This window comes from Streptococcus parasanguinis (genome assembly GCF_901875555.1).
GTDB lineage: Bacteria > Bacillota > Bacilli > Lactobacillales > Streptococcaceae > Streptococcus > Streptococcus parasanguinis_H.
Map to the genome: position 1 here is coordinate 1 of NZ_CABFMD010000009.1, position 21276 is coordinate 21276.

The following is a 21276-nucleotide window of genomic DNA, read 5'->3' on the forward strand; positions in this document are numbered from 1 at the left end:
AGTCCTGTGCAATACAGAACTAAATCCTTTGGATAAATTAATTGTCTAACTTTTTGGGGTCAGTACATTTTGTCCCAGCCTCATTTTTTTAATAACCCCAAGCTGATAAACCTTGTGAGCTGTATGCATTATATGCTGCCTGGATTTGATCATCAACTGTTGCAGTTGATCCCCAACCTGGCATTGTTTGGAACAAACCACTTGCTCCAGAAGCGTTTGCTGCATTCACTTGACCATTTGATTCACGGGCAATGATAGCTTCCCAAGTAGAAGCGGGAACACCTGTCATTTCAGCCATACGCGCAGCTGCGTATGATCCTTGAGCTCCAGCAGTATTTCCGTTTGAAAGGACGATCCCTCCATTTGATGCCTGTGCAGAAGTCACTGCAGCATTTGCTGCATAAGTTGTTTGTTTTTGAGCAGTTTGTGCTGCTGCAGGTGTACTTTCAGTAGGTTTTGCTTGCTCTTGTGGAGCAACTTTATCAATCATAGATTTTGAACGCTCACCTAACTCAATAATTTGTCCTGCATAGATCAAATCTTCATTAGTCAGATTGTTAGATGCAATAATATTTTCTACTGAAGTGTTATTTTCTAGTGCAATTTTTGATAGAGTATCTCCAGACTTCACTTGATAAGTTTCAGCATTCACTGTAGCAATACCAGAAATGAAAAGTGATGTTGCTGAAAGTAGGGAAGTGACTGTCCATTGGAACTTTTTACTGTTCATGAATTCTATTCTCCTTTCGAACATAATTCTATCATACACACAAAATGTTACAGTTTATTGTAGAATATATTACAAATGTTACAAGAATATGTGAATTTAATGTAAAAAGCGCTTTGTATAGCGCTTTTTACTTATTTTTGAACCAATAGAACTAGCTCTATCCATTTTTCAGATAAAAAACTATCAACATGAGGCACAGAATAACGAGCAATGCCAGGGTGTCTTTTACTCCCCACTGCAAAGTCCGATAGCGTGTTCGTCCTTCACCGCCTTTGTACCCTCTCGCTTCCATCGCAATTGCTAATGCATCTGCGCGTTTAAAACTAGAAGCAAATAGAGGAATGAGGATAGGAATAAAGGAACGGATCCTTTTTAATAGATTTCCTTCACCAAAATCAACACCACGCGCCCTTTGCGCATTCATAATTCGATTCGTATCATCTACTAAGGTTGGAACAAAGCGCAAACTCATAGATAGCATTAACCCAATCTCATGAGCTGGAACCTTAATAATTTTTAGTGGGGTAAGGATCTTTTCAACAGCATCTGCTAAACTCAATGGTGTCGTCGTCACGGTTAAAATCGTCGAATAAAAAATGATTAAAATAAATCTACAAAATATGATGGCGGCTTGCATCAATCCTTGGTCGGTTAATTTAAAAAACCACCATTGATACAAAATAGTTCCTTGAGAGGTCGCAAATAATTGAAAAATAGTTGTAAAAGCAATGATAAAAATCATTGATTTTAAGCCTTTAATATAAAAACTAACCGAAATCCTCGTTAAATACATTAAAACAAAGATGAAGCCAAATAGCAAAAGATTGGTCTGCATGTTATTGGCCCAAAACAGAAGAAAAATAAATAAAAACATTGAGAGCAATTTCCCACGAGGATCCAGTTGGTGGATAATGGAGTTTCCAGGAATATACCTTCCCAGGATCATATTATTCATGAAGTAACAGCTCCTTTAGTTCCTCAATTTTGATTGGTAGTCTGTCCAGAGGAAGCCCCCTTTTTTTCAATTGAAGAGCAAAATTCGTAATTTGTGGGACTCCTAATTGAAGTTTTTGTAAATACTCAACCTGTTGAAACACTTCCCTTGGGGATCCGTTTAGGACAAGTTTTCCCGCTTCCAAAGCAAATACAGTATCAGCAAAATTTGCTACATCATCCATCGTATGAGTTACCAGAACTAGGGTCATCCCATTTTTATGTAATGTCTCAAACAGCGCCATCAATTCCTTTCTTCCAGCAGGATCTAGCCCTGCTGTCGGCTCGTCCAATACTAAAATCTCTGGTTCGATAGCTAAAATACCCGCGATCGCAACCCGCCTCATTTGTCCACCAGATAGTTCAAATGGACTTTTATCATAGATAGACTCTTCTAAACCAACGATTGATAATTTTTCTTTAGCTATTTCTTCAGCTCTTTCCTTAGGCACCCCAAAATTTTGTGGTCCAAAGGCTACATCAGCTAGAACAGTTTCTGCAAACAACTGACTTTCTGGAAATTGAAAAACCAAACCGACCTTTTTTCTCAGGTACTTCATTTCTTTTGGCTCAGAATTGTTATCTAAAACAAAATTTTCAAACTGAATTGTTCCTTTAGTCGGACGCAGTAAACCATTTAGTAATTGCAACAAAGTAGACTTGCCACTACCAGTATGCCCGATGATGGCTGTATAAGATCCATCTTTTATTTCCAAACTAATATCAGAAAGCGCCTGCCCTTCAAAAGGACTTCCCTCTTGATAAGTAAAATAGACATTCTTTAAAGAAATTCCCATAGTTGGTCTAATAACTCACTTTCTGTTAGATAATCCTGTTTTAGTGGAAAATGCGAACTGAGAGATTCTTGGACCTGCTTACTAAACGGCTTATCTAGTCCAATCTCACTGAGATCCTTTCTTGAAAATAATTCCCTCGGCGTCATAGAAGACTCTAGTTTTCCTTTTTGAAAGACGAGTGTTCGATCACTTAAGGCAATTTCGGTTAAATCATGGGTAATGGAGATAATTGTTAATTGAAATTTTTTCTGAAGTTCTCTCATTACCGCCATTAGATCCTCTCTACCTTCTGGATCTAACATACTAGTTGCTTCATCAAGGATAATAATAGTTGGTCTCAAGGCGATAATACCTGCTATGGCCACCCGTTGCTTTTGACCACCTGACAAACGAGATGGTTCGCGATCTTTAAACTCCAGCATACCGACTTGCTCAATAGCCTTCTCCACACGTTGAAGCATTTCTTCCCGTGGAATTCCTTGATTTTCTAAACCAAAGGCAACATCATCTTCCACTGTCGCACCAACAAATTGGTTATCAGGGTTCTGAAATACAATCCCAATTTTACTACGGATTTCCCATATAGTTTCACGAGTCAGTTGTTTTCCATCAATGAAAATCTCACCAGACTCAGCTTCCAAAAGACCATCAATCAGGCGTACAACTGTAGATTTTCCACTACCATTGTGTCCAACAATTGAAAGCCACTCTCCTTGTTTCACGTGAAACGAAACCGTGTCAATTTGATACTCGTCTACTGTTTTATCGTATCGAAAGGATACATTTTTTAGCTCAATCATCTGTTTCATTTATTTGAATGTGTCTTTAAAGAGATAGCTACTTCCCTTAAAGTAGTCGTAACCAGAATAAATTGTGAAAATCAATGCAATATAAAGTAACACTTGCCCTGGAAGAGTCCAATGGCAAAGCAAAAAGATAATGGCAAACATTTGGCTAAAGGTTTTAATTTTTCCTGGCATGGCTGCAGCAAGAACTGTGCCACCTGTCTCAACAAGTAGAAGACGCAAACCAGTAACAGCCAACTCACGACAAATGATAACGGCTGCAATCCAAGCAGGAACCATTTTTAATTCAATCATCATGATAAAGGCTGACATGACCAATAATTTATCTGCCATCGGATCGGCAAATTTACCAAAATTACTAACTACCTTCCATTTTCGTGCAAGAAAGCCATCTAAATAATCTGTAATACTAGCAATTGCAAAAATAACTGCTGATACAATATGTCCTAGATAAGAGTGACTTAAACTTAAAATGGCAATAAAAATTGGAATCATCACAACTCGAATTAATGTCAATGCATTAGGAATATTTTCTTTTTTCATACTTCCTCCAAAAAACAAACTACCTTTACAGCTATTTTACTCATGCTGTAAACTTATAAAAATATACGATATAAATCACAAATCCAAGAATAGCAAAACTAACTAGCAGATAATATAGAATTGGTAACCAGCTTGTTCTCTGTCTTAATTTTCTTGAATGAAGCTCTTCATCATCTACAAGTATTTCTTCATCAAATAACAATTCTTTTCCTTCACGAAAAGCTGTCAATAGGATGGACTCATCTAATCCCAAAGCCCATGCTAACTTTTTAAGATAGATCTGGGCGTAAAAGGGACTTGGTAGTAGATCAAACTCATCGTTTTCCAACGCTTCTATATAAGGAATTTCAATGGCTGTCTTATTTGACACATCCTGTAAACTTAAGTGTAAATTTACTCTTGACAGTTTTAACACTTGACCAATCGTTCTCTTCTTCATGTTTTCCCTTCTTAATACATTGTGTACTACTTTTGAAAAATCATATAGTCAACCATCTCAGCCTGGTCGATAAACTTTCGACCTAATTTGATGATATCTTGTAAACTAATACCTTGTAAAATCTTTGGAAGATCATAAGAAGTGCTACCGTCCGAAAAATATTCAAACTGAGTGGCACTATACTCAAGCGAATTTAAACCTTGTAAGAAATCACCAAACATTTCGCTTTTAATCGTATCCAAATGTTCCTGATTCACATCTGGATCCTTCTCAAATTGTTTGATCGCTGACCTAAATTGATGAGATAAGGAGACCGGTTCTTGAGTATCCATTGTCAAAATAACGAAATGAAATAATTCTTCAACCTCGACTTCAAGTGTCAATGAGTTGTCAATCTTTCCAGCTTCATATAAACTTTGAAATCGTTGCGAAGTCCAACCAAACATCATTGAAAATAGTAATTTCAACATCAATTTATAGCGAAATGTTTCCTCTTCCTTAATGATATCATTTCCTCGAATTCCAATTGCCAACTTAGGAGCAACAACTTCCATTCTACAGGATTGATTCAATTTCAATTCATTTTTTTCTACAGGAAAACGTTCTAACTCAATAGAAGGATGAGGAGGAGTCAGATCATATTCCTTTACTACTTGCAATACTTCATCAACATCAAAGTTCCCGATCACTAATAAGTGCATTTGAGAGGGATGATAGAAGAGATCAAAGTTTTCACGGAGATTATCTATTGTAATGTCAGAAATAGACTCCCTAGTCCCAGCAATATCATCTGATAACGGTGTTCCAGGATATAAATTTTCTAAAGCACCAAAAAATAATCGATAGTCTGGACTATCTTGGTACATTCCAATTTCTTGTTGAATGATTTCTCTTTCCTTAGATAAAGATTTTTCTGTAAAGGAAACCTTTGAAACCATCTCCAATAACAATTGAATATTTTCAGGGACTTTTGAAGTTGTTGAGAAAAGATAACTTGTCTTTGTAAAGCTTGTAAAGGCATTACTTTCCGATCCTAAATGAACGAATTTTTTTAAATAATCTTGACCATTTTCATCTTCAAATACTTTATGTTCTAGAAAATGAGCAATTCCTGCAGGATATTGTCTTTCATCACCATTCACTAGAATTCGTGTATCCACTGAGCCAAACTTAGTTGTGATCATTCCGTAGGTTTCATAATAATCTTCTTTGGGAATTAAATGAATAGTCAACCCGTTTGACAAGCGTGTAAAGTAAACCTGCTCACCAACTGATTCATAATATTTTTCTTTAATTTTCAATCTTCACACTACTTTCCTTCCATAAAATAAACAGACTGTAAATTAATTGTTTTTGCCGTTTCAATAATGTCCTCTCTACTAACCTTATTGATGGATTCTAACCATTCTTCTAAGGAAAGGACTTTCGTTTCTAGGATCGTTTTCAGATATTCCCTTTCAATCAAGGTATTTTGTCGATCCTGTGCTAATAAGGTCGTATTCACCAACATTTCTTTTGTCAACCGAAGCTCTGAATCTGTAAATTTACCTCGTTTTAAATCATTCAACTGTCGCATAATCAAGGTCATTACTTTCGTACGAGATTCCTTATCGATACCTGCAAAAACTCTCATAAAGCCTGTGAAAATATCAAAATGGCTAGAGATGGTGTAAGCGAGACCTTCTTTCTCACGAATTGTTTGAAAAAGTCTTGAATGCGAGAATGCTCCCAACATTCCATTTAATACAACTAGTGGAATATGGAGAGGGTCTCCATACTGGGTAGAGAAATGGTAACCTAATTCTAAAATAGATTGTTGATTTTGTTTTTGCTCTAACTTTTCTCTAACAATATTTGTAAAAGATTGTTGATAGTTGACAGATAAATCATTATCACGTGGTTTGAATTCAAACTGGTTCACTCGATCCACAATAGCAACCTCATTAAAATCGCCTATGAAAAAGAAGTCAATATTATCTAATTGGAGCATCTGATGAAACTGTTCAAGAGAACTTTGAGCTGTCTCTTGTCTCATTAAATCAACTTTCCCCAATCTTGACATCCCGATTGTTTCATCTTCAAAAAATAGTTGATTCAATTGCCCATGTGCATAATAATAAGGCTCTTCAATTTCTGACTCCAAATCGGAAATCGTATTTTTCTTTTCAACGTCAAATGTATCACTGTCAAAGTGATCTTCTACTACCAAGGGTGAAAAGAAGATAGCTTCTATAATGTCCAAAACCTCATCGGTAAGAACATTTTTCTTGCTCAAAAAGTCATCGCGCACAAAGGAAATATTCAAATCAACATAATGAACACGCCCCCTCTTAGAGACTGAGGTTGACAATTCTACCCCGTATAGACTCGCTAATTTTTCACGGAATATTTGTGAAGTTGGATATTTTTGATTTGCAGTTTCCATCATACAGGCTAATAAAACACGCGCAGCCACGGTATTTTCATCTAATGGCGATGAAAAACGGACCTTAATTTTATTGGTTTTAAATTTTTTTGATTGAAGAAAGTGAAGATTCACGCCCTTAACTAATTCCATTTTCATCCTCGTTCTACTCAATAGTAACTTTCATTATAACACGAAATCACACTAAAATCCTAATTCAAACTGTGAAAAAACTCCTCAAATCACTCAACATTCTCTACCCTAGAAAAACCAAAAATATGGTATAATAACACGCAAAGAGGTGAACTATGAATTACAAATTATTTGATGACTTTATTACATTACAAGCAATCTTAAAAGAACTCGGTATTATACAGAGTGGTGGTGCAATTAAAGCCTTTCTTCAAGAAAAAGAAGTCTTTGTTAATGGTGAATTAGAACAACGGAGAGGTCGTAAACTTCGTGTCAATGACCAAATTGATATTCCTGAACTGAGTATTACTATCACCATTCTTGAGCCTTCCAAAGAGGAAATAGAAGAGCATCTCAAAGAGAAGGAAGAAAAGGAACGTGTTGCTAAACTTGTCAAGCAGCTCAATCAACAACAAAAGAAAGAACCGACAAAGATTAACAAAAAAGAAAAAGCGATTCGCTTTCCTGGTATCTCGTAATGTGGTTAAAACAGTTATCCATTCAACATTTTAGAAATTATCAAGAACTTAAAGTCGAGTTTCATCCTGGATTAAATATTTTCCTAGGTCAAAATGCTCAAGGAAAGACAAATATTCTCGAATCAATCTATTTTCTGGCTTTAACTAGAAGTCATCGAACACGAAATGATAGAGATCTTATCTATTTTGAATCCACTGATTTTAAAGTTTCTGGTCAATTACAAAGAGAAACTGGCCCACTTCCATTAGAAATTTCCTTGACGCCAAAAGGTCGGATAACTAAAGTAAATCATTTAAAACAAGCCAAATTATCGAACTATATTGGCCATATGAATGTTGTCCTTTTCGCACCTGAAGATTTGCAACTGATCAAAGGATCACCTGTAGGACGTCGAAAGTTTATTGACATTGAATTAGGTCAGATGAAACCTATTTACTTATCCGACTTATCTCAATACAACCATGTTCTGAAACAAAGAAATAGTTACCTAAAAAATTCGGAAAAAATTGATGCTACATTTTTAGAGGTTTTAGATTTACAACTAGCTAGTTTTGGAAGTCGCGTCATCCATCATCGACTTGATTTTATAAAAAAATTAGAAACTAAAGCAAAAGAAAAACACACTCGACTTTCTAACAACAAAGAAGACCTATCAATTCAATATCAGTCAACTGTTTTTTCTGAAGAAGTAAATGATATAGAGGAACAGTTTCTCTCCATGTTAGAAAAACATCGTCAGAAGGATATTTTTAGGAAAACAACAAGTATTGGACCTCACAGGGATGACTTGGCATTTTTTATCAATAATATGAATGCTACCTTTGGTAGTCAAGGTCAGCATCGAAGTGTTGTTCTTTCTCTAAAATTAGCAGAAATCGAATTGATGGAAGAAATCACAAGAGAAAAGCCTATTTTATTACTTGACGATGTCATGAGTGAGCTTGACAATTATCGTCAACTTCAATTACTGGAAACCATCTCTAATAATATTCAAACATTTATTACAACGACAACTCTCGATCATTTAAAAGAACTGCCTGAAGAGTTGAAAATTTTCACTGTTCAAGCTGGTCATATTAAAACAGCACCTTGACAAAAATGTCAAGGTGCTGTTAATTTTATTTACACATTAGTAAACTTATTGTGCTGAATAGTTTGGAGCTTCATTTGTAATTTGAACATCGTGAGGATGACTTTCTTTCAATCCCGCACCACTCATTTCAACAAATTGGGCATGATCATGTAAATCTTGAATGGTTGCCGCACCAACATAACCCATACCTGAACGAATACCACCGATCATTTGGAAGACCATATCTGCTACAGAACCTTTATAAGCAACGCGTCCTTCAATTCCTTCAGGAACCAATTTATTGGCTTCATTGACAGATCCTTGGAAGTAACGGTCGCTAGAACCTTTCTTCATTGCTGCAATAGATCCCATACCACGGTATGTTTTAAATTTACGACCTTGGAAGATTTCTGTTTCACCTGGTGCTTCATCTGTACCTGCAAGCATTGAGCCAAGCATAACCGCATTTCCACCAGCTGCGAGTGCTTTGACAATATCTCCTGAATACTTGATACCACCATCAGCAATGATCGTTTTTCCATATTCACGAGCTACAGCAGCTGCATCATAAATAGCAGTAACTTGAGGGACACCAACCCCTGCAACAACACGAGTTGTACAGATTGACCCTGGACCAATTCCGACCTTAACTACGTCTACCCCTGCATCAAATAATGCACGCGCACCTTCAGCTGTTGCAATATTTCCTGCAATCAAGGTACGATCTGGGAAGTGAGCACGAATTTCTGCGATCTTACGAAGAACACCTGCAGAATGTCCATGAGCAGTATCGATGACAATAGCATCTGCACCAGCTTCAAACAGAGCTTCTGCACGTTCAAAAGTATCTGAAGTAACCCCTACAGCACCAGCCACAAGTAAGCGACCAAATTCATCCTTAGCCGCATTTGGAAACTCAATAACTTTTTCAATATCTTTGATTGTAATCAAGCCAGAAAGACGACCATTGTCATCTACCAATGGTAATTTTTCAATACGGTGCTCTTGTAGAATACGTTCAGCTGTTTCTAAATCGGTTCCAACCGGTGCAGTTACCAAGTTTTCACTTGTCATATGATTTGAAATGGGTTGATTGTAATCAGAAATAAAACGCAAATCTCGGTTTGTTAAGATACCAACTAATTTACGATTTTCCAGTGTTTCAACAACAGGAACACCACTGATTCGGTAACGTCCCATCAACTCATCTGCTTCTGCAATTGTATGAGAAGGTGTCAAATAGAATGGATCAATAATAACCCCATTTTCAGAACGTTTTACTTTGCGTACTTCATCTGCCTGTTGCTCAATTGACATATTTTTATGGATCACACCAAGTCCACCAGCACGTGCCATAGCAATTGCCATTTGACTTTCCGTCACTGTATCCATAGCAGCAGTAATGATTGGGATGTTCAAGCGTAAATTACTTGCTAATTGTGTACTTAAATCTGCATCATTAGGTAATACGTGACTTTCTGCTGGAATCAAAAGCACATCATCGAATGTAAACCCTTTTTTTAAAAACTTTGTGTCCCAATTAGACATTAGCTGGATCCTCTTTTCTTTTTATTTGAGCAAGGCTCTAATTTTTATTGTTAATATCATACCATTCTATCGCAATTTGTCAATCTTTTATTGGTAAATTGTAAAGGAACCGAAGAAAATTGTTTCTATCCTATTTTTAAACCCTTATTTTTTAAAATAGGTAATTCCCATCGCTGATTTTACTTCATCTAACGTTTGAGCAGCTACACTTCGAGCGCGCTCACTTCCTTTTTCAAGAATAGAGTAGACCTCTCCCATATCCTTTGCAAACTCAAGACGTCTTTCACGAATTGGTCTTAATTCACGATCCAAAATTTCTAGAAGATATCGTTTAGTTTTTACATCACCAAGTCCACCACGTTTATAATGTTCTTTCATTTCTGCAATTTCAGCTGCATCTTCTGGACGGCCAAATACATCCAGATAATGAAATACCATATTACCTTCAATTTTTCCTGGATCCTCTACCTTAATATGATCCGGATCAGTATACATACTCATCACTTTTTTCTTTAAAGTATCTGCATCATCAGCTAGGTAAATGCCATTATTCAACGATTTAGACATTTTAGCATTTCCATCTAAACCAGGTAAGCGACCAGCTGCTTCATTTTCAGGATAAATTCCTTCTGGTTCGACCAAAGTATCTGTGTTGTATGCATGATTAAAGGAACGAACAATCTCACGAGTTTGCTCAATCATTGGCTTTTGGTCATTTCCTACCGGAACAAAATTGGCTTTAAATGCTGTAATATCGGCTGCTTGTGAAATAGGGTATACCAAAAATCCTGTTGGAATACTCTCACCAAATCCTTTTTGAGAAATCTCAGTTTTTACAGTTGGGTTTCTTTCAAGTCTCGCCAAAGATACAAGATTCATGTAGTACATAGTCAATTCTGCTAATTCAGGAATCTGACTTTGAATGAAAATTGTTACTTTTTCAGGATCTAGGCCAGCTGCCAGATAATCCAAAGCAACATTTCCAATAGATTCTACAATCGTTTTTGGATCTTTTGCATGGTCTGTCAAAGCTTGCTGGTCTGCTAAAAAAACAAACATATTATACTCGTCTTTATTTTGTAGCAAGACGCGATTTTTTAAAGAACCTACATAGTGGCCAATATGGAGTTTTCCTGTTGGTCTATCTCCTGTCAAAATGATGGGTTTTGTCATACTCTTCTCCTTAATCGTTATCCCTATCATTATAGCACTTTCTAGTTGAAAATGTTAGTCTATCCTCTATGTTTGTACCAAATTAACACTTTACTGAATTGTCAATTTCGTTTACATGATTGTAAAAATAAATTGACACTAAAAAAGTTGAATTTTCCCCTATTTTCTAGTAAAATGAAGACATTATAGAAAGAGGAGAATATCATTGCTTACAGTATCAGACGTCTCACTACGTTTTAGTGATCGAAAATTGTTTGACGATGTCAATATTAACTTTACAGAGGGAAATACATACGGTCTCATCGGTGCCAACGGTGCTGGAAAATCAACCTTTTTAAAAATTTTAGCTGGAGATATTGAACCAACAACAGGTCATATTTCTCTCGGTCCTGATGAACGTTTGTCCGTTTTGCGTCAAAATCACTTTGACTATGAAGACGAACGGGTCATCGATGTTGTCATTATGGGAAATGAAAAGCTCTACAACATTATGAAAGAGAAAGATGCTATCTACATGAAAGAAGATTTTTCTGATGAAGACGGCGTCCGTGCAGCTGAACTTGAAGGTGAATTTGCCGAACTCGGTGGATGGGAAGCAGAAAGTGAAGCATCTCAATTGCTTCAAAATCTAAATATTTCAGAAGACCTTCATTATCAAACGATGAGCGAGTTAGCTAACGGGGATAAAGTGAAAGTTCTCCTAGCTAAAGCACTTTTTGGTAAACCAGATGTCCTTCTTTTAGACGAACCAACCAACGGTCTCGATATTCAATCCATTACCTGGTTAGAAGATTTTCTAATTGATTTTGAAAATACGGTTATCGTTGTTTCTCACGACCGCCACTTTTTGAACAAAGTATGCACCCATATGGCGGATCTCGACTTTGGGAAAATTAAACTTTACGTCGGAAACTATGATTTTTGGAAAGAATCTTCTGAACTGGCAGCAAAATTACAAGCAGATAGAAACGCAAAAGCTGAAGAAAAAATTAAACAATTACAAGAGTTTGTCGCACGATTCTCAGCCAACGCTTCAAAATCAAAACAAGCAACATCTCGTAAAAAAATGCTTGACAAGATTGAGTTAGAAGAAATTGTTCCATCTAGTCGAAAGTACCCATTTATCAACTTTAAGGCTGAACGAGAACTCGGTAACGATCTCTTGACAGTAGAAAATCTTTCTGTCAAGATCGATGGAGAAACCATCCTTGACAATATCAGCTTTATCTTACGTCCTGGTGATAAGACAGCCCTTATCGGACAGAACGATATTCAAACAACCGCTTTGATCCGTGCATTGATGGATGATATTGAGTATGAAGGAACTGTCAAGTGGGGAGTTACAACTAGTCGATCTTATCTACCAAAAGACAACAGCCGAGATTTTGCAGGTGGAGAAACTATTCTTGATTGGCTTCGTCAATTTGCAAGTAAAGAAGAAGATGACAATACTTTCCTTCGTGGTTTCTTAGGACGCATGCTCTTTTCTGGCGACGAAGTTAACAAGTCTGTCAACGTCTTGTCAGGTGGAGAAAAAGTTCGTGTCATGTTATCTAAATTGATGCTCCTCAAGTCAAACGTCCTTGTACTGGATGATCCAACCAATCACTTGGATTTAGAGTCTATTTCAAGTTTGAATGACGGATTGAAGAATTTTAAAGAATCGATTATTTTTGCCAGCCATGACCACGAATTCATTCAAACACTCGCCAACCATATTATCGTTCTTTCAAAAAACGGCGTGATAGATCGCATTGATGAAACCTATGATGAGTTTCTTGAAAATGAAGAAGTTCAAGCAAAAGTGAAAGAACTTTGGAATTAATCATAAAAATTAAGAGTCCTGAAATCCTTATTTCAGGCTCTTTCAGTAGAAATATATGAACAAAACAAAGCTAAAAACATCCCTTTTTACAGTATCTTCTTTCCTGATTCCAGTGATCATGATGTTCTTTATTTACCTCTCACAAGGAATCTACTGGAACAGTGAGACATCCCCATTGTTAGGAGATGGTTATCATCAGTATGTCATTTTTGATACCACACTTCGAAATATTTTACATGGGACAGATAGCCTATTTTACAGTTTTCAAAGTGGATTAGGCCTTAATTTCTATGCACTCAGTAGCTATTATCTAGGAAGTTTCTTTTCTCCTCTTGTCTACTTCTTTAATGCACAATCCATGCCAGATGCTGTTTATCTCATCACTCTTCTTAAATTTGGAGCTATTGGATTAAGTACTTATATTAGTTTACATGGAATGTTTTCTAAAATTCCAAGATCCCTGGTTCTTACCCTTTCAACCTCATTTGCTCTGATGAGCTTTGCTATCAGCCAAATTGAAATCAAAACTTGGCTAGATGTTTTTATCCTAGCACCATTAATTCTTTATGGATTCAAAAAACTCATTTACAATGAGGGAGAGATTCTCTACTTTATCAGTTTAACCTGTTTGTTTATCCAAAATTATTATTTTGGATTTATGATGTCTATTTTTCTCATATTATGGTACTTGACACAACTGTCATGGAACATAAAGGAAATTGGAAAACGTTTCTTCCATTTTGTGATTGTATCTCTTTTATCAGTTATAACAAGTCTAGTAATGTTATATCCTACCTTCTTAGATTTACGCACTCATGGAGAAAATTTTTCAAAGGTTGACAGTATCTTTACAGAAAAAAGTTGGTATCTTGACGTATTTGCAAAAAATTTCATTGGAAGTTTTGACACTACTAAATATGGATCCATTCCAATGATCTACATAGGGCTATTTCCACTGCTACTAGCAATCACCTTTTTCTTTGTAAAGTCGATCAAGTTTCACGTGAAACTTTCTTACTTTATACTATTGACCATTCTTATTTTGAGTTTTCGTTTTCAAATATTAGATCTCCTTTGGCAAGGTATGCACGCGCCAAATATGTTTCTTCATCGATACTCTTGGATCTTTTCTTTGACAATTATTTTAATGGCAGGAGAAGTTCTAAATCGAATAGAGGAGATCACTTGGATTCGTTTTAGTCTTGCTAGTTTCCTCCTTATTCTAGGATTTGGAGTAACTGTTCTTTACAGCAGTCACTATAAATTTTTAGATGCTGTCAATTTCATTGTTACTTTTGAATTTTTAATCGCTTTCTATTTAGTCTGTTTAGGATTTATCTTTAAAAAAATACCGCCTAGACTTTTCTATCTTTCGATCCTTTTTTTCTCCATCTTTGAATTATCGGTGAATGGTTATTATCAAATGGAAGGAATTGCGAATGAATGGGTCTTTGCTTCTCGGTCATCCTACGAACGCGACTTAAAAGCCATCCAATCCTTAGTAAGAGGAAAGACAGACTCAAACTATCGGACTGAGATTCTACAGCCCCAAACGGGCAATGATAGCATGAAATATGGTTATAATGGCATTTCTCAATTTTCATCTGTACGAAATACGGATGCTAGCTCGACATTGGACAAACTTGGATTTAAATCTGAAGGAACCAACCTCAATCTTCGGTACCAAAACAATTCTATTTTAATGGATAGTCTATTTGGTGTTCGCTATAATTTAAGCCAACAACCAGTTAAAAAATTTGGATTTAAAGAGATTGCAACCAAAAGTGGAGTCTCACTTTCAGAAAATGAATATGCCTTACCAATCGCCTTGCTGTCAGCAAAACCTTATAAAAATACTTCCTTTACAAATTTGACACTGGATAATCAAACACGATTCATCCATCAAATCACAGATGAAAAATATAAATTTTATAAGAAATTACCTATTCTCTCGCCTACTTCACAAAACACTGCATCTTCGTTGCAAACTGCAAAAATTGAAGAAGATAGTCATCTATCCTACGCAAGTATTCAATATGAAGTAACGGTTCCTGCCCATAGCCAACTATATGTCAATGTTCCAAATTTACAATTTTCAAATGATAATCGGAAAGAGATTGAAGTCGACTACAATGGACAGACTCAACGCTATACCATTGATAATGCCTTTCCATTCTTTTCAATTGGCCATTTTGACACAGAAGAAACAGTTACTATTCGTATAAGTTTTCCAGAAAATTCGACAGTCTCTTTTAATACACCAGAATTTTTTGCTCTGGATCTTGACCAATATACACAAGCTATCACTAGCATTCGTCAACAAAAGGTTGCAATTCACAAAAAGAAAAATAAAGTAGTAGCAACTTATAACGCAAATAGAAATACGACTCTAATTTTTACACTGCCTTACGATAAAGGATGGTCAGCTAAACAAAATGGAAAACCTATCCAAATTCACCGCATCCAGAAAGGATTGATGGGAGTTCGTGTTCCAAAAGGATCTGGAACAGTCACTTTAACATTTGTTCCTCAAGGCTTCGTTGAAGGAATCATTGCCTTTTTCCTTGGAATCATTCTCTTTTTCCTCTACGAATGGAGACAAATAAAAAGACGAAAAAGCTAAGAAATCTATACATCGTTCACTTATACATAAAAGGCTAGGATAGCAATTATCCTAGCCTTTTTCAAAACAAAATAACACCCAAATGGGTGCTATACTAGCTCCGCCAGTAGGACTCGAACCTACGACATCATGATTAACAGTCATGCGCTACTACCAACTGAGCTATGGCGGAATGAGATATAGTCCGTACGGGATTCGAACCCGTGTTACCGCCGTGAAAAGGCGGTGTCTTAACCCCTTGACCAACGGACCATATATTCATTAACAGAACATATCCCATTATATCAAAATTTAACTAATTGTCAAGCACTAAACTCTAAATTTTGCTCTTCAATTAATTTTTTGACACGTTTGATATTGCTTCTTGAGATTGGACAAGAATACCCTTCTTTCAATAACAACTGTTTCTTTTTCTTATCCATTCCAATGATCATACTTCTATTCACAATAAAAGATTGATGGGGACTGAAATATCTCTCCTCCACATCTTTCTCCAAGACATCTGATAAACTTCCCGCAATTTCTTTTTGAAAATTTTTCCCAACTAAGTTTAATTTATAAGCAGATCCAACCGTTTCGATATAAAGAATATCCTTAAATGGAATTTTTATCTTTTTATCCTTAAAGTCATACTCAAAATAATCTGTCAAATCATCATTTCCAATTTGAATAGTTGTTAGATACTCAATACACTCCTTGATTTTTAATCTAAATAAATCTTCATTTAAATTTTTATCAATAAAATCCAAGGCAGATACTTTATAACGATAGGTAATCGAAGCGAATTCTGATTTTGTAGTAATAAAAACAATAATGGCATAAGGATTTGCTTCTCGTATTTTTTGAGCAATTTCTAGCCCACAGTACTCATTATCTTGGATATGAATATCTAGAAAATATAATTGGTGGATATCCGAATGCTGGATATAATTTTCAAATTCCGTAATTTTACCGGTAGAAATCACGTCAAGTTTAATTTCTAATTCCTTAGCAATTTCTGCAATATGTTTTTCTACCCGTATCTGTTGAGAGAGCTCATCTTCTAATAAAAAAATCTTCATTCTTGTTCATATCCTCCAATCTTCAAAACTTGTAAAAAACGATTTCCTTGCAATTCTGTTTCTAAAAACATCGTTCCATAATTTGCTAAGATTTTTCTCACATTATTTAATCCTAGTCCTCTATTTTCTCCTTTTGTCGAATAGCCTTCTTCATATATTTTTCTGATATCAAAAGTGATTTCATTTGTTGTATTATGAATCACTAAGTAAACAATTTTTGAAATAGAAAAAATAGCAACATGAACTTTCTTTTCTTCCGCTTCTTTTGAAGCTTCCAAAGCATTTGTCACCAGAATCCCAACAATTCTCACAATATCTAATAAATCAACGGGTAGTTGCTCGATTGGTTCACTCGTTTCAAAGGTCATTTCTACCCCAGCATCTCTTGCATCCAACCATCCTCGAATCAAAATACTTCGTAAAGCAGAATCTTTGATATTGACCAGGTTGAATCCCGATAATTCTTCTGTGTTGATTTCTTTATAACCTTTTTCCAATACTTCTCTATGGATTCTCTGTATTTCTGGAATATTTTCTTCCTCAATAGCTAATGACATAGAAATCACTAAATTTCCCAAATCGTGACGAAATCCCCTAACAATAGAATAGAGACTTTGAATTTCAGCCATATACCGACTCATTTGTTGCTCAGAAAATTCTTTATACTCCAGTTCTAAATTTTTACGATACTGATCTCGCTCGATTTTCATATGAAATAAGCTGACTACAAAAGAGAAAAAACAAATCGTTGCCAACATACTCCCAAAATTTTTATATTGCGCTTGTTCACTAATCCATAAAGCAAAATTAATTACTACAAATATAGCAAAATAGACGCAGATAAGTCTTTTTAAATATTTTTCAAATTCTTTCTCATAAAAAGGAGTGAAATCAAATTCAAATAAGTCAATCAACTTCAAAATGATTCCTAAAGAAACCAAACGAATACACATATTGTAGACAATCGAGTAAGCTGCTACAAATGCATCTCCCAATACTGAAGATACAATTATCGTCAGAAAAGTTGCTGTTCCTTCAACCGCTAAATAAGTAAAAAAAGAATAAAAAATAGCGCACAAGCGATTCGTCCGATTGGCATAATGATAATAAGGATATAAATAAACCGGCCATAAGAGCATATTTAAATCAGAGAGTCGAATATTTGAAAATAAAGTCACATCTAAAAATACTAAGAGACTTTCAAAAAGAAGAACAAAGGTGCTCAGCAAAAAGATAAATGCAAATTGATGTTCCTGATAGATTTTTTCGTCCACTAATGCAAACGTCAGAACAATGATCCCTCCTAAAAGAAAAGACAAGACTAATGACTGAATCACACAAACTCTCCCACTTTGTTTTTTTCTATTTTATTATACTCTAGTATTATTATAAAAAAATAAAATTTTATATACAAAAAATTATAATATAAAATAGCCTAAAATTAAAGGGAATAGGTAAAATTGTAATGTTTTTGTTACATGAATGAAAACTATTTTACACAATTTATATCATCTACACTTTGTACTATATAGGGATTTTTAATTATTTTTAAAATTATTTCTAATAAATCATTTCATTCCTATTTGTCTATAGTGAAGTATACAAAAATTAATAGATAATGAAAATTTATACATTTTTACATAAAAGAAAAGATGCAGCAAAAGCTGCATCTTTCATTTGATCCCAGCAGGATTCGAACCTGCGACCGTTCGCTTAGAAGGCGAATGCTCTATCCAGCTGAGCTATGAGACCGAACTTACTTCATTTTAACAGAAAAAGGAAGGAGCGTCAAGGTTATTTATGGTAAGGACTCCCCTGTTGAATCATGAAAGCACGATAGATTTGTTCCACCAACACTAATTTCATCAACTGATGAGGAAGAGTTAATTGACCAAAGCTCATTAATAGATTTCCTCTTTTTTTAACTTCAGGAGACAGACCAAGACTGCCTCCAATAACAAAAGTAAGATTTGAATAACCAGATGTCATAATCTGGTCAATCGTTTGACTAAATTTCTCTGAAGGAAATTGTTTTCCTTCGATGGCCAATACAATCACATATTCCTTATCTGAAATTTTAGAGAGAATTCGCTCGCCCTCTTTTTCAAGGATTTGTTTATTTTCGAGTTGACTGGCACGATCTGGAGTTTTTTCATCAACTAACTCAATCTGTTCTACTTTTGCAAATCGACCAAGTCTTTTAATATACTCCGCGATTCCATCTTTTAAGTATTTTTCTTTTAATTTTCCAACGGTTATCAATTTAATTTTCATTCCCCTATTGTAGCATAATTCTTTAATTCCACAAATAATACACAGGTACAGAAAGGAAAGCTATTCTATAAAGTCCTTTATAAAGCCCTTTCTCAACTAAATTCTACAAGTTATCCACAAATTGTGGATAACTTTAGTTATTTAAGATATAATTAAGAAAGTTTTTCTATACTCTAGACAATTTGATAGACTTAGGAGGAAAATATGAAATCTTCATCTAATTTACTGAAAAAAGTTGGAAACATAGCCCTCATTTTTGTTGTAGGTTTTCTAGGTGGGATTCTTGGAACCTTTTTAACCATACAAACATCTCATTCTTCTACATCAAATACTGAAAGTAAGCAGGTCCACTCAACCACTGTTAAAACAGCCTATAAAAATACGACCTCAACTAGTGAGGCCGTCGATAAGGTGAAAAATGCTGTAGTTTCTGTGATTACTTATTCTGATTCTTCGAATCAAGGATTATTTGAAAAAGAAGAAAACTCTGACTCACAAATTTCTAGTGAAGGTTCTGGGGTCATTTATAAAAAAGAAGGAAAATATGCCTACCTTGTTACCAATACCCATGTCATCAATGGTGCTAAAAAAGTAGATATTCTTTTAGCAGATGGTAATAAAGTCCCTGGAGAAGTAGTTGGATCAGATGTCTATTCTGATATTGCAGTAGTTCGCATTAGTGCGGATAAAGCAAAGGCAGTAGCTGAATTCGGAGATTCAAATCAATTAACGGTCGGTGAGACTGCGATTGCGATCGGTAGCCCTCTTGGAACAGATTATGCTAATTCTGTTACCCAAGGGATTATTTCCAGTCAAGGTCGAAATGTTAATTTAAAAGCTGACAATGGACAAAATATCTCTACACGCGCCCTACAAACAGATGCAGCCATCAACCCAGGAAACTCTGGAGGTCCATTAATCAATATACAAGGACAAGTCATCGGGATTACCTCAAGTAAAATTTCAAATAATGGACAAACTTCAGTAGAAGGAATGGGATTTGCAATTCCTGCAAATGATGTTGTCAATATTATCAAGCAGCTAGAAGAAAAAGGAAAAGTTGTGCGTCCAGCTCTTGGAATCCAAATGATAGATTTATCCAACCTTTCAACTTCTGATTTAAGCCAATTAAAACTTCCTGAAAAAATCTCTGGAGGAGTACTGGTTCGTTCAACACTTGAAAACATGCCTGCTTCAGATAAATTGCAACGCTACGATGTGATCACAAAGATCGACGATACAGATATCGAGTCAACTGCAGATTTACAATCTGCCCTCTATTCTCACCAAATCAATGATACGATCAAGGTCACATTCTATCGTGATGGAAAACAACAAACAACTTCTATCAAGTTGACAAAATCAACTGAGGATCTGAGCAATTAACTTTCACTTTCTTGACATACTTGTAAACACACCTTTACGAATTTGTAAAGGTGTGTTATTCTATTCATAAGATGGAAAAATTTGAAAAACTAGCAATAAAAGATATTAGAACCAATCCTTTTCAACCAAGAAAAGTATTTGATCAAGAAAAATTAGAAGAACTGGCTCAGTCAATTAAAGAAAATGGCTTAATCCAACCCATTATTGTCAGAAAATCTCCAATAATTGGTTTTGAATTGCTTGCAGGTGAAAGACGGTTTAGAGCTTCAAAAATTGCTGGATTAGAACTTGTTCCTGCGATTATTAAAGAGTTAACGGATCAAGAAATGATGCGACAAGCCATTATTGAAAATCTTCAACGAGAAGATCTCAATCCAATTGAAGAAGCTATCTCCTACCAGAAGCTCGTTGATCATGGCTATAAGCACGACCAAATCGCTCAATTTATGGGGAAATCTAGACCCTATATTAGCAATATGCTTCGCTTGTTACATCTAGCTCCCTCTGTTCAAGAAGCGGTCATTCAAAATGACATTTCTTCGGCTCACGCGCGTGTTCTCGTTCCTCTTGATGAAGAAGAGCAGCGCTTTTGGTTAGAGCGAATCAAACAGGATCATTTAAATGTTCGAACATTAGAAAACAAGATCAGTTCAAAAAGAAAACAGAAAAATAAAAAAGTAAAAGAAAGTTTCCTACTAGAAGAGGAACAACGATTGAAAAAAATATTGGGAACAGAAGTGACGATACACTCCTCTTCGCAAAATAAAGGAACTATCCAAATTTCTTTTTCAAGTCTCGATGAATACCAACGAATTATCAACAGCCTCAAATAAGGCTGTTATTTTTATTTTTTGTATTGACAATCTTTTCCACCATAATAATCTTTTGCAAATAGCAGAAAAATAAGGATATTTTCTAGTTATCCCCACT

At 35.4% G+C, this 21276-nt stretch carries 19 protein-coding genes and 3 tRNA genes; 6 read left to right on the forward strand and 16 right to left on the reverse strand.

Annotation, left to right across the window (positions count from 1 at the left end; translation table 11 throughout):
• Positions 1–88 precede the first annotated feature (88 nt).
• From JX304_RS02405 to yfmF, 8 genes are all read right to left on the reverse strand, one after another.
• Positions 89–730: a LysM peptidoglycan-binding domain-containing protein gene (locus tag JX304_RS02405; RefSeq protein ID WP_205011106.1), complete on the reverse strand. Its 642-nt coding sequence runs from the start codon at positions 728–730 to the stop codon at positions 89–91.
• Between the two features lie 157 nt (positions 731–887).
• Positions 888–1685, reverse strand: coding sequence for an energy-coupling factor transporter transmembrane component T family protein (locus tag JX304_RS02410; protein ID WP_205011107.1), 798 nt, complete (start codon positions 1683–1685; stop codon positions 888–890).
• Positions 1678–2520, reverse strand: a complete 843-nt coding sequence (locus tag JX304_RS02415) for an energy-coupling factor transporter ATPase (RefSeq protein WP_205011108.1) — start codon at positions 2518–2520, stop codon at positions 1678–1680. The genes JX304_RS02410 and JX304_RS02415 overlap by 8 nt, the downstream gene beginning before the upstream one ends.
• Positions 2505–3329: an energy-coupling factor ABC transporter ATP-binding protein gene (locus JX304_RS02420; protein WP_205011109.1), complete on the reverse strand. Its 825-nt coding sequence runs from the start codon at positions 3327–3329 to the stop codon at positions 2505–2507. Before JX304_RS02420 ends, JX304_RS02415 begins: the two co-directional genes overlap by 16 nt.
• A complete protein-coding gene (pgsA, locus tag JX304_RS02425; protein WP_205011110.1) occupies positions 3330–3869 on the reverse strand; it encodes a CDP-diacylglycerol--glycerol-3-phosphate 3-phosphatidyltransferase in 540 nt (179 codons plus the stop codon).
• 40 nt (positions 3870–3909) lie between these two features.
• Positions 3910–4308, reverse strand: a complete 399-nt coding sequence (locus JX304_RS02430; protein ID WP_205011111.1) for a helix-turn-helix domain-containing protein — start codon at positions 4306–4308, stop codon at positions 3910–3912.
• Between the two features lie 26 nt (positions 4309–4334).
• A complete protein-coding gene (yfmH, locus tag JX304_RS02435) occupies positions 4335–5609 on the reverse strand; it encodes an EF-P 5-aminopentanol modification-associated protein YfmH (RefSeq protein WP_205011112.1) in 1275 nt (424 codons plus the stop codon).
• 8 nt (positions 5610–5617) lie between these two features.
• Positions 5618–6865, reverse strand: coding sequence for an EF-P 5-aminopentanol modification-associated protein YfmF (gene yfmF / locus JX304_RS02440; RefSeq protein WP_205011113.1), 1248 nt, complete (start codon positions 6863–6865; stop codon positions 5618–5620).
• Between the two features lie 155 nt (positions 6866–7020).
• On the opposite strand from yfmF, the gene yaaA reads away from it, so the two are divergent.
• Both yaaA and recF read left to right on the forward strand, forming a co-directional pair.
• A complete protein-coding gene (gene yaaA / locus JX304_RS02445) occupies positions 7021–7383 on the forward strand; it encodes a S4 domain-containing protein YaaA (RefSeq protein WP_205011114.1) in 363 nt (120 codons plus the stop codon).
• Positions 7383–8477, forward strand: coding sequence for a DNA replication/repair protein RecF (recF, locus tag JX304_RS02450; protein WP_205011115.1), 1095 nt, complete (start codon positions 7383–7385; stop codon positions 8475–8477). Before yaaA ends, recF begins: the two co-directional genes overlap by 1 nt.
• A 45-nt stretch (positions 8478–8522) precedes the next feature.
• Here the strand turns inward: recF and guaB are convergent, their stop codons facing one another.
• Positions 8523–10004, reverse strand: coding sequence for an IMP dehydrogenase (gene guaB / locus JX304_RS02455; protein WP_205011116.1), 1482 nt, complete (start codon positions 10002–10004; stop codon positions 8523–8525).
• A 144-nt stretch (positions 10005–10148) separates the two neighbouring features.
• On the reverse strand, positions 10149–11177 hold the full coding sequence (gene trpS / locus JX304_RS02460; protein WP_205011117.1) for a tryptophan--tRNA ligase: 1029 nt from the start codon (positions 11175–11177) through the stop codon (positions 10149–10151).
• A 205-nt stretch (positions 11178–11382) separates the two neighbouring features.
• Between trpS and JX304_RS02465 the strand changes: the two genes are divergently transcribed.
• Both JX304_RS02465 and JX304_RS02470 read left to right on the forward strand, forming a co-directional pair.
• Positions 11383–13002 (forward strand): ATP-binding cassette domain-containing protein, encoded by a 1620-nt coding sequence (locus tag JX304_RS02465; RefSeq protein WP_205011118.1) that lies wholly within the window; start codon positions 11383–11385, stop codon positions 13000–13002.
• 55 nt (positions 13003–13057) lie between these two features.
• Complete coding sequence (locus JX304_RS02470; protein WP_205011119.1) at positions 13058–15625, forward strand: YfhO family protein; 2568 nt, start codon at positions 13058–13060, stop codon at positions 15623–15625.
• Positions 15626–15723: 98 nt separating this feature from the next.
• On the opposite strand, the gene JX304_RS02475 is transcribed toward JX304_RS02470, so the two are convergent.
• The 6 genes from JX304_RS02475 to rlmH all read right to left on the reverse strand — a co-directional run bounded on the left by JX304_RS02475 (position 15724) and on the right by rlmH (position 18960).
• Positions 15724–15797: transfer RNA gene (locus JX304_RS02475), tRNA-Asn, on the reverse strand.
• 8 nt (positions 15798–15805) lie between these two features.
• A tRNA-Glu gene (locus JX304_RS02480) sits at positions 15806–15877 on the reverse strand.
• A 50-nt stretch (positions 15878–15927) separates the two neighbouring features.
• Entirely contained in the window at positions 15928–16686 is a 759-nt protein-coding gene (locus JX304_RS02485; RefSeq protein ID WP_205011120.1) for a response regulator transcription factor, read from the reverse strand.
• Positions 16683–18023 carry a sensor histidine kinase gene (locus JX304_RS02490; RefSeq protein WP_205011121.1) on the reverse strand — a complete coding sequence of 447 codons (1341 nt, stop codon included), beginning with the start codon at positions 18021–18023 and terminating at the stop codon, positions 16683–16685. Before JX304_RS02490 ends, JX304_RS02485 begins: the two co-directional genes overlap by 4 nt.
• Before the next feature lie 341 nt (positions 18024–18364).
• A tRNA-Arg gene (locus JX304_RS02495) sits at positions 18365–18438 on the reverse strand.
• A gap of 42 nt (positions 18439–18480) precedes the next feature.
• Complete coding sequence (gene rlmH / locus JX304_RS02500; protein WP_205011122.1) at positions 18481–18960, reverse strand: 23S rRNA (pseudouridine(1915)-N(3))-methyltransferase RlmH; 480 nt, start codon at positions 18958–18960, stop codon at positions 18481–18483.
• 204 nt (positions 18961–19164) lie between these two features.
• Here rlmH and JX304_RS02505 point away from each other — a divergent pair, with 204 nt between their 5' ends.
• Together JX304_RS02505 and JX304_RS02510 are read left to right on the forward strand one after the other, a co-directional pair.
• On the forward strand, positions 19165–20346 hold the full coding sequence (locus tag JX304_RS02505; protein WP_205011123.1) for a S1C family serine protease: 1182 nt from the start codon (positions 19165–19167) through the stop codon (positions 20344–20346).
• A 71-nt stretch (positions 20347–20417) separates the two neighbouring features.
• Positions 20418–21179, forward strand: a complete 762-nt coding sequence (locus JX304_RS02510) for a ParB/RepB/Spo0J family partition protein (protein WP_205011124.1) — start codon at positions 20418–20420, stop codon at positions 21177–21179.
• The last annotated feature ends 97 nt before the right edge of the window (positions 21180–21276 follow it).

Coding starts and splice junctions, on each gene's coding strand:
- rlmH (WP_205011122.1), bottom strand. CDS start 18,960: ATGAAAATTAAATTGATAACCGTTGGAAAATTAAAAGAAAAATACTTA.
- pgsA (WP_205011110.1), bottom strand. CDS start 3,869: ATGAAAAAAGAAAATATTCCTAATGCATTGACATTAATTCGAGTTGTG.
- trpS (WP_205011117.1), bottom strand. CDS start 11,177: ATGACAAAACCCATCATTTTGACAGGAGATAGACCAACAGGAAAACTC.
- JX304_RS02410 (WP_205011107.1), bottom strand. CDS start 1,685: ATGAATAATATGATCCTGGGAAGGTATATTCCTGGAAACTCCATTATC.
- JX304_RS02505 (WP_205011123.1), top strand. CDS start 19,165: ATGAAATCTTCATCTAATTTACTGAAAAAAGTTGGAAACATAGCCCTC.
- JX304_RS02405 (WP_205011106.1), bottom strand. CDS start 730: ATGAACAGTAAAAAGTTCCAATGGACAGTCACTTCCCTACTTTCAGCA.
- JX304_RS02510 (WP_205011124.1), top strand. CDS start 20,418: ATGGAAAAATTTGAAAAACTAGCAATAAAAGATATTAGAACCAATCCT.
- yfmF (WP_205011113.1), bottom strand. CDS start 6,865: ATGGAATTAGTTAAGGGCGTGAATCTTCACTTTCTTCAATCAAAAAAA.
- JX304_RS02420 (WP_205011109.1), bottom strand. CDS start 3,329: ATGAAACAGATGATTGAGCTAAAAAATGTATCCTTTCGATACGATAAA.
- recF (WP_205011115.1), top strand. CDS start 7,383: ATGTGGTTAAAACAGTTATCCATTCAACATTTTAGAAATTATCAAGAA.
- JX304_RS02415 (WP_205011108.1), bottom strand. CDS start 2,520: ATGGGAATTTCTTTAAAGAATGTCTATTTTACTTATCAAGAGGGAAGT.
- JX304_RS02430 (WP_205011111.1), bottom strand. CDS start 4,308: ATGAAGAAGAGAACGATTGGTCAAGTGTTAAAACTGTCAAGAGTAAAT.
- guaB (WP_205011116.1), bottom strand. CDS start 10,004: ATGTCTAATTGGGACACAAAGTTTTTAAAAAAAGGGTTTACATTCGAT.
- JX304_RS02470 (WP_205011119.1), top strand. CDS start 13,058: ATGAACAAAACAAAGCTAAAAACATCCCTTTTTACAGTATCTTCTTTC.
- JX304_RS02485 (WP_205011120.1), bottom strand. CDS start 16,686: ATGAAGATTTTTTTATTAGAAGATGAGCTCTCTCAACAGATACGGGTA.
- yaaA (WP_205011114.1), top strand. CDS start 7,021: ATGAATTACAAATTATTTGATGACTTTATTACATTACAAGCAATCTTA.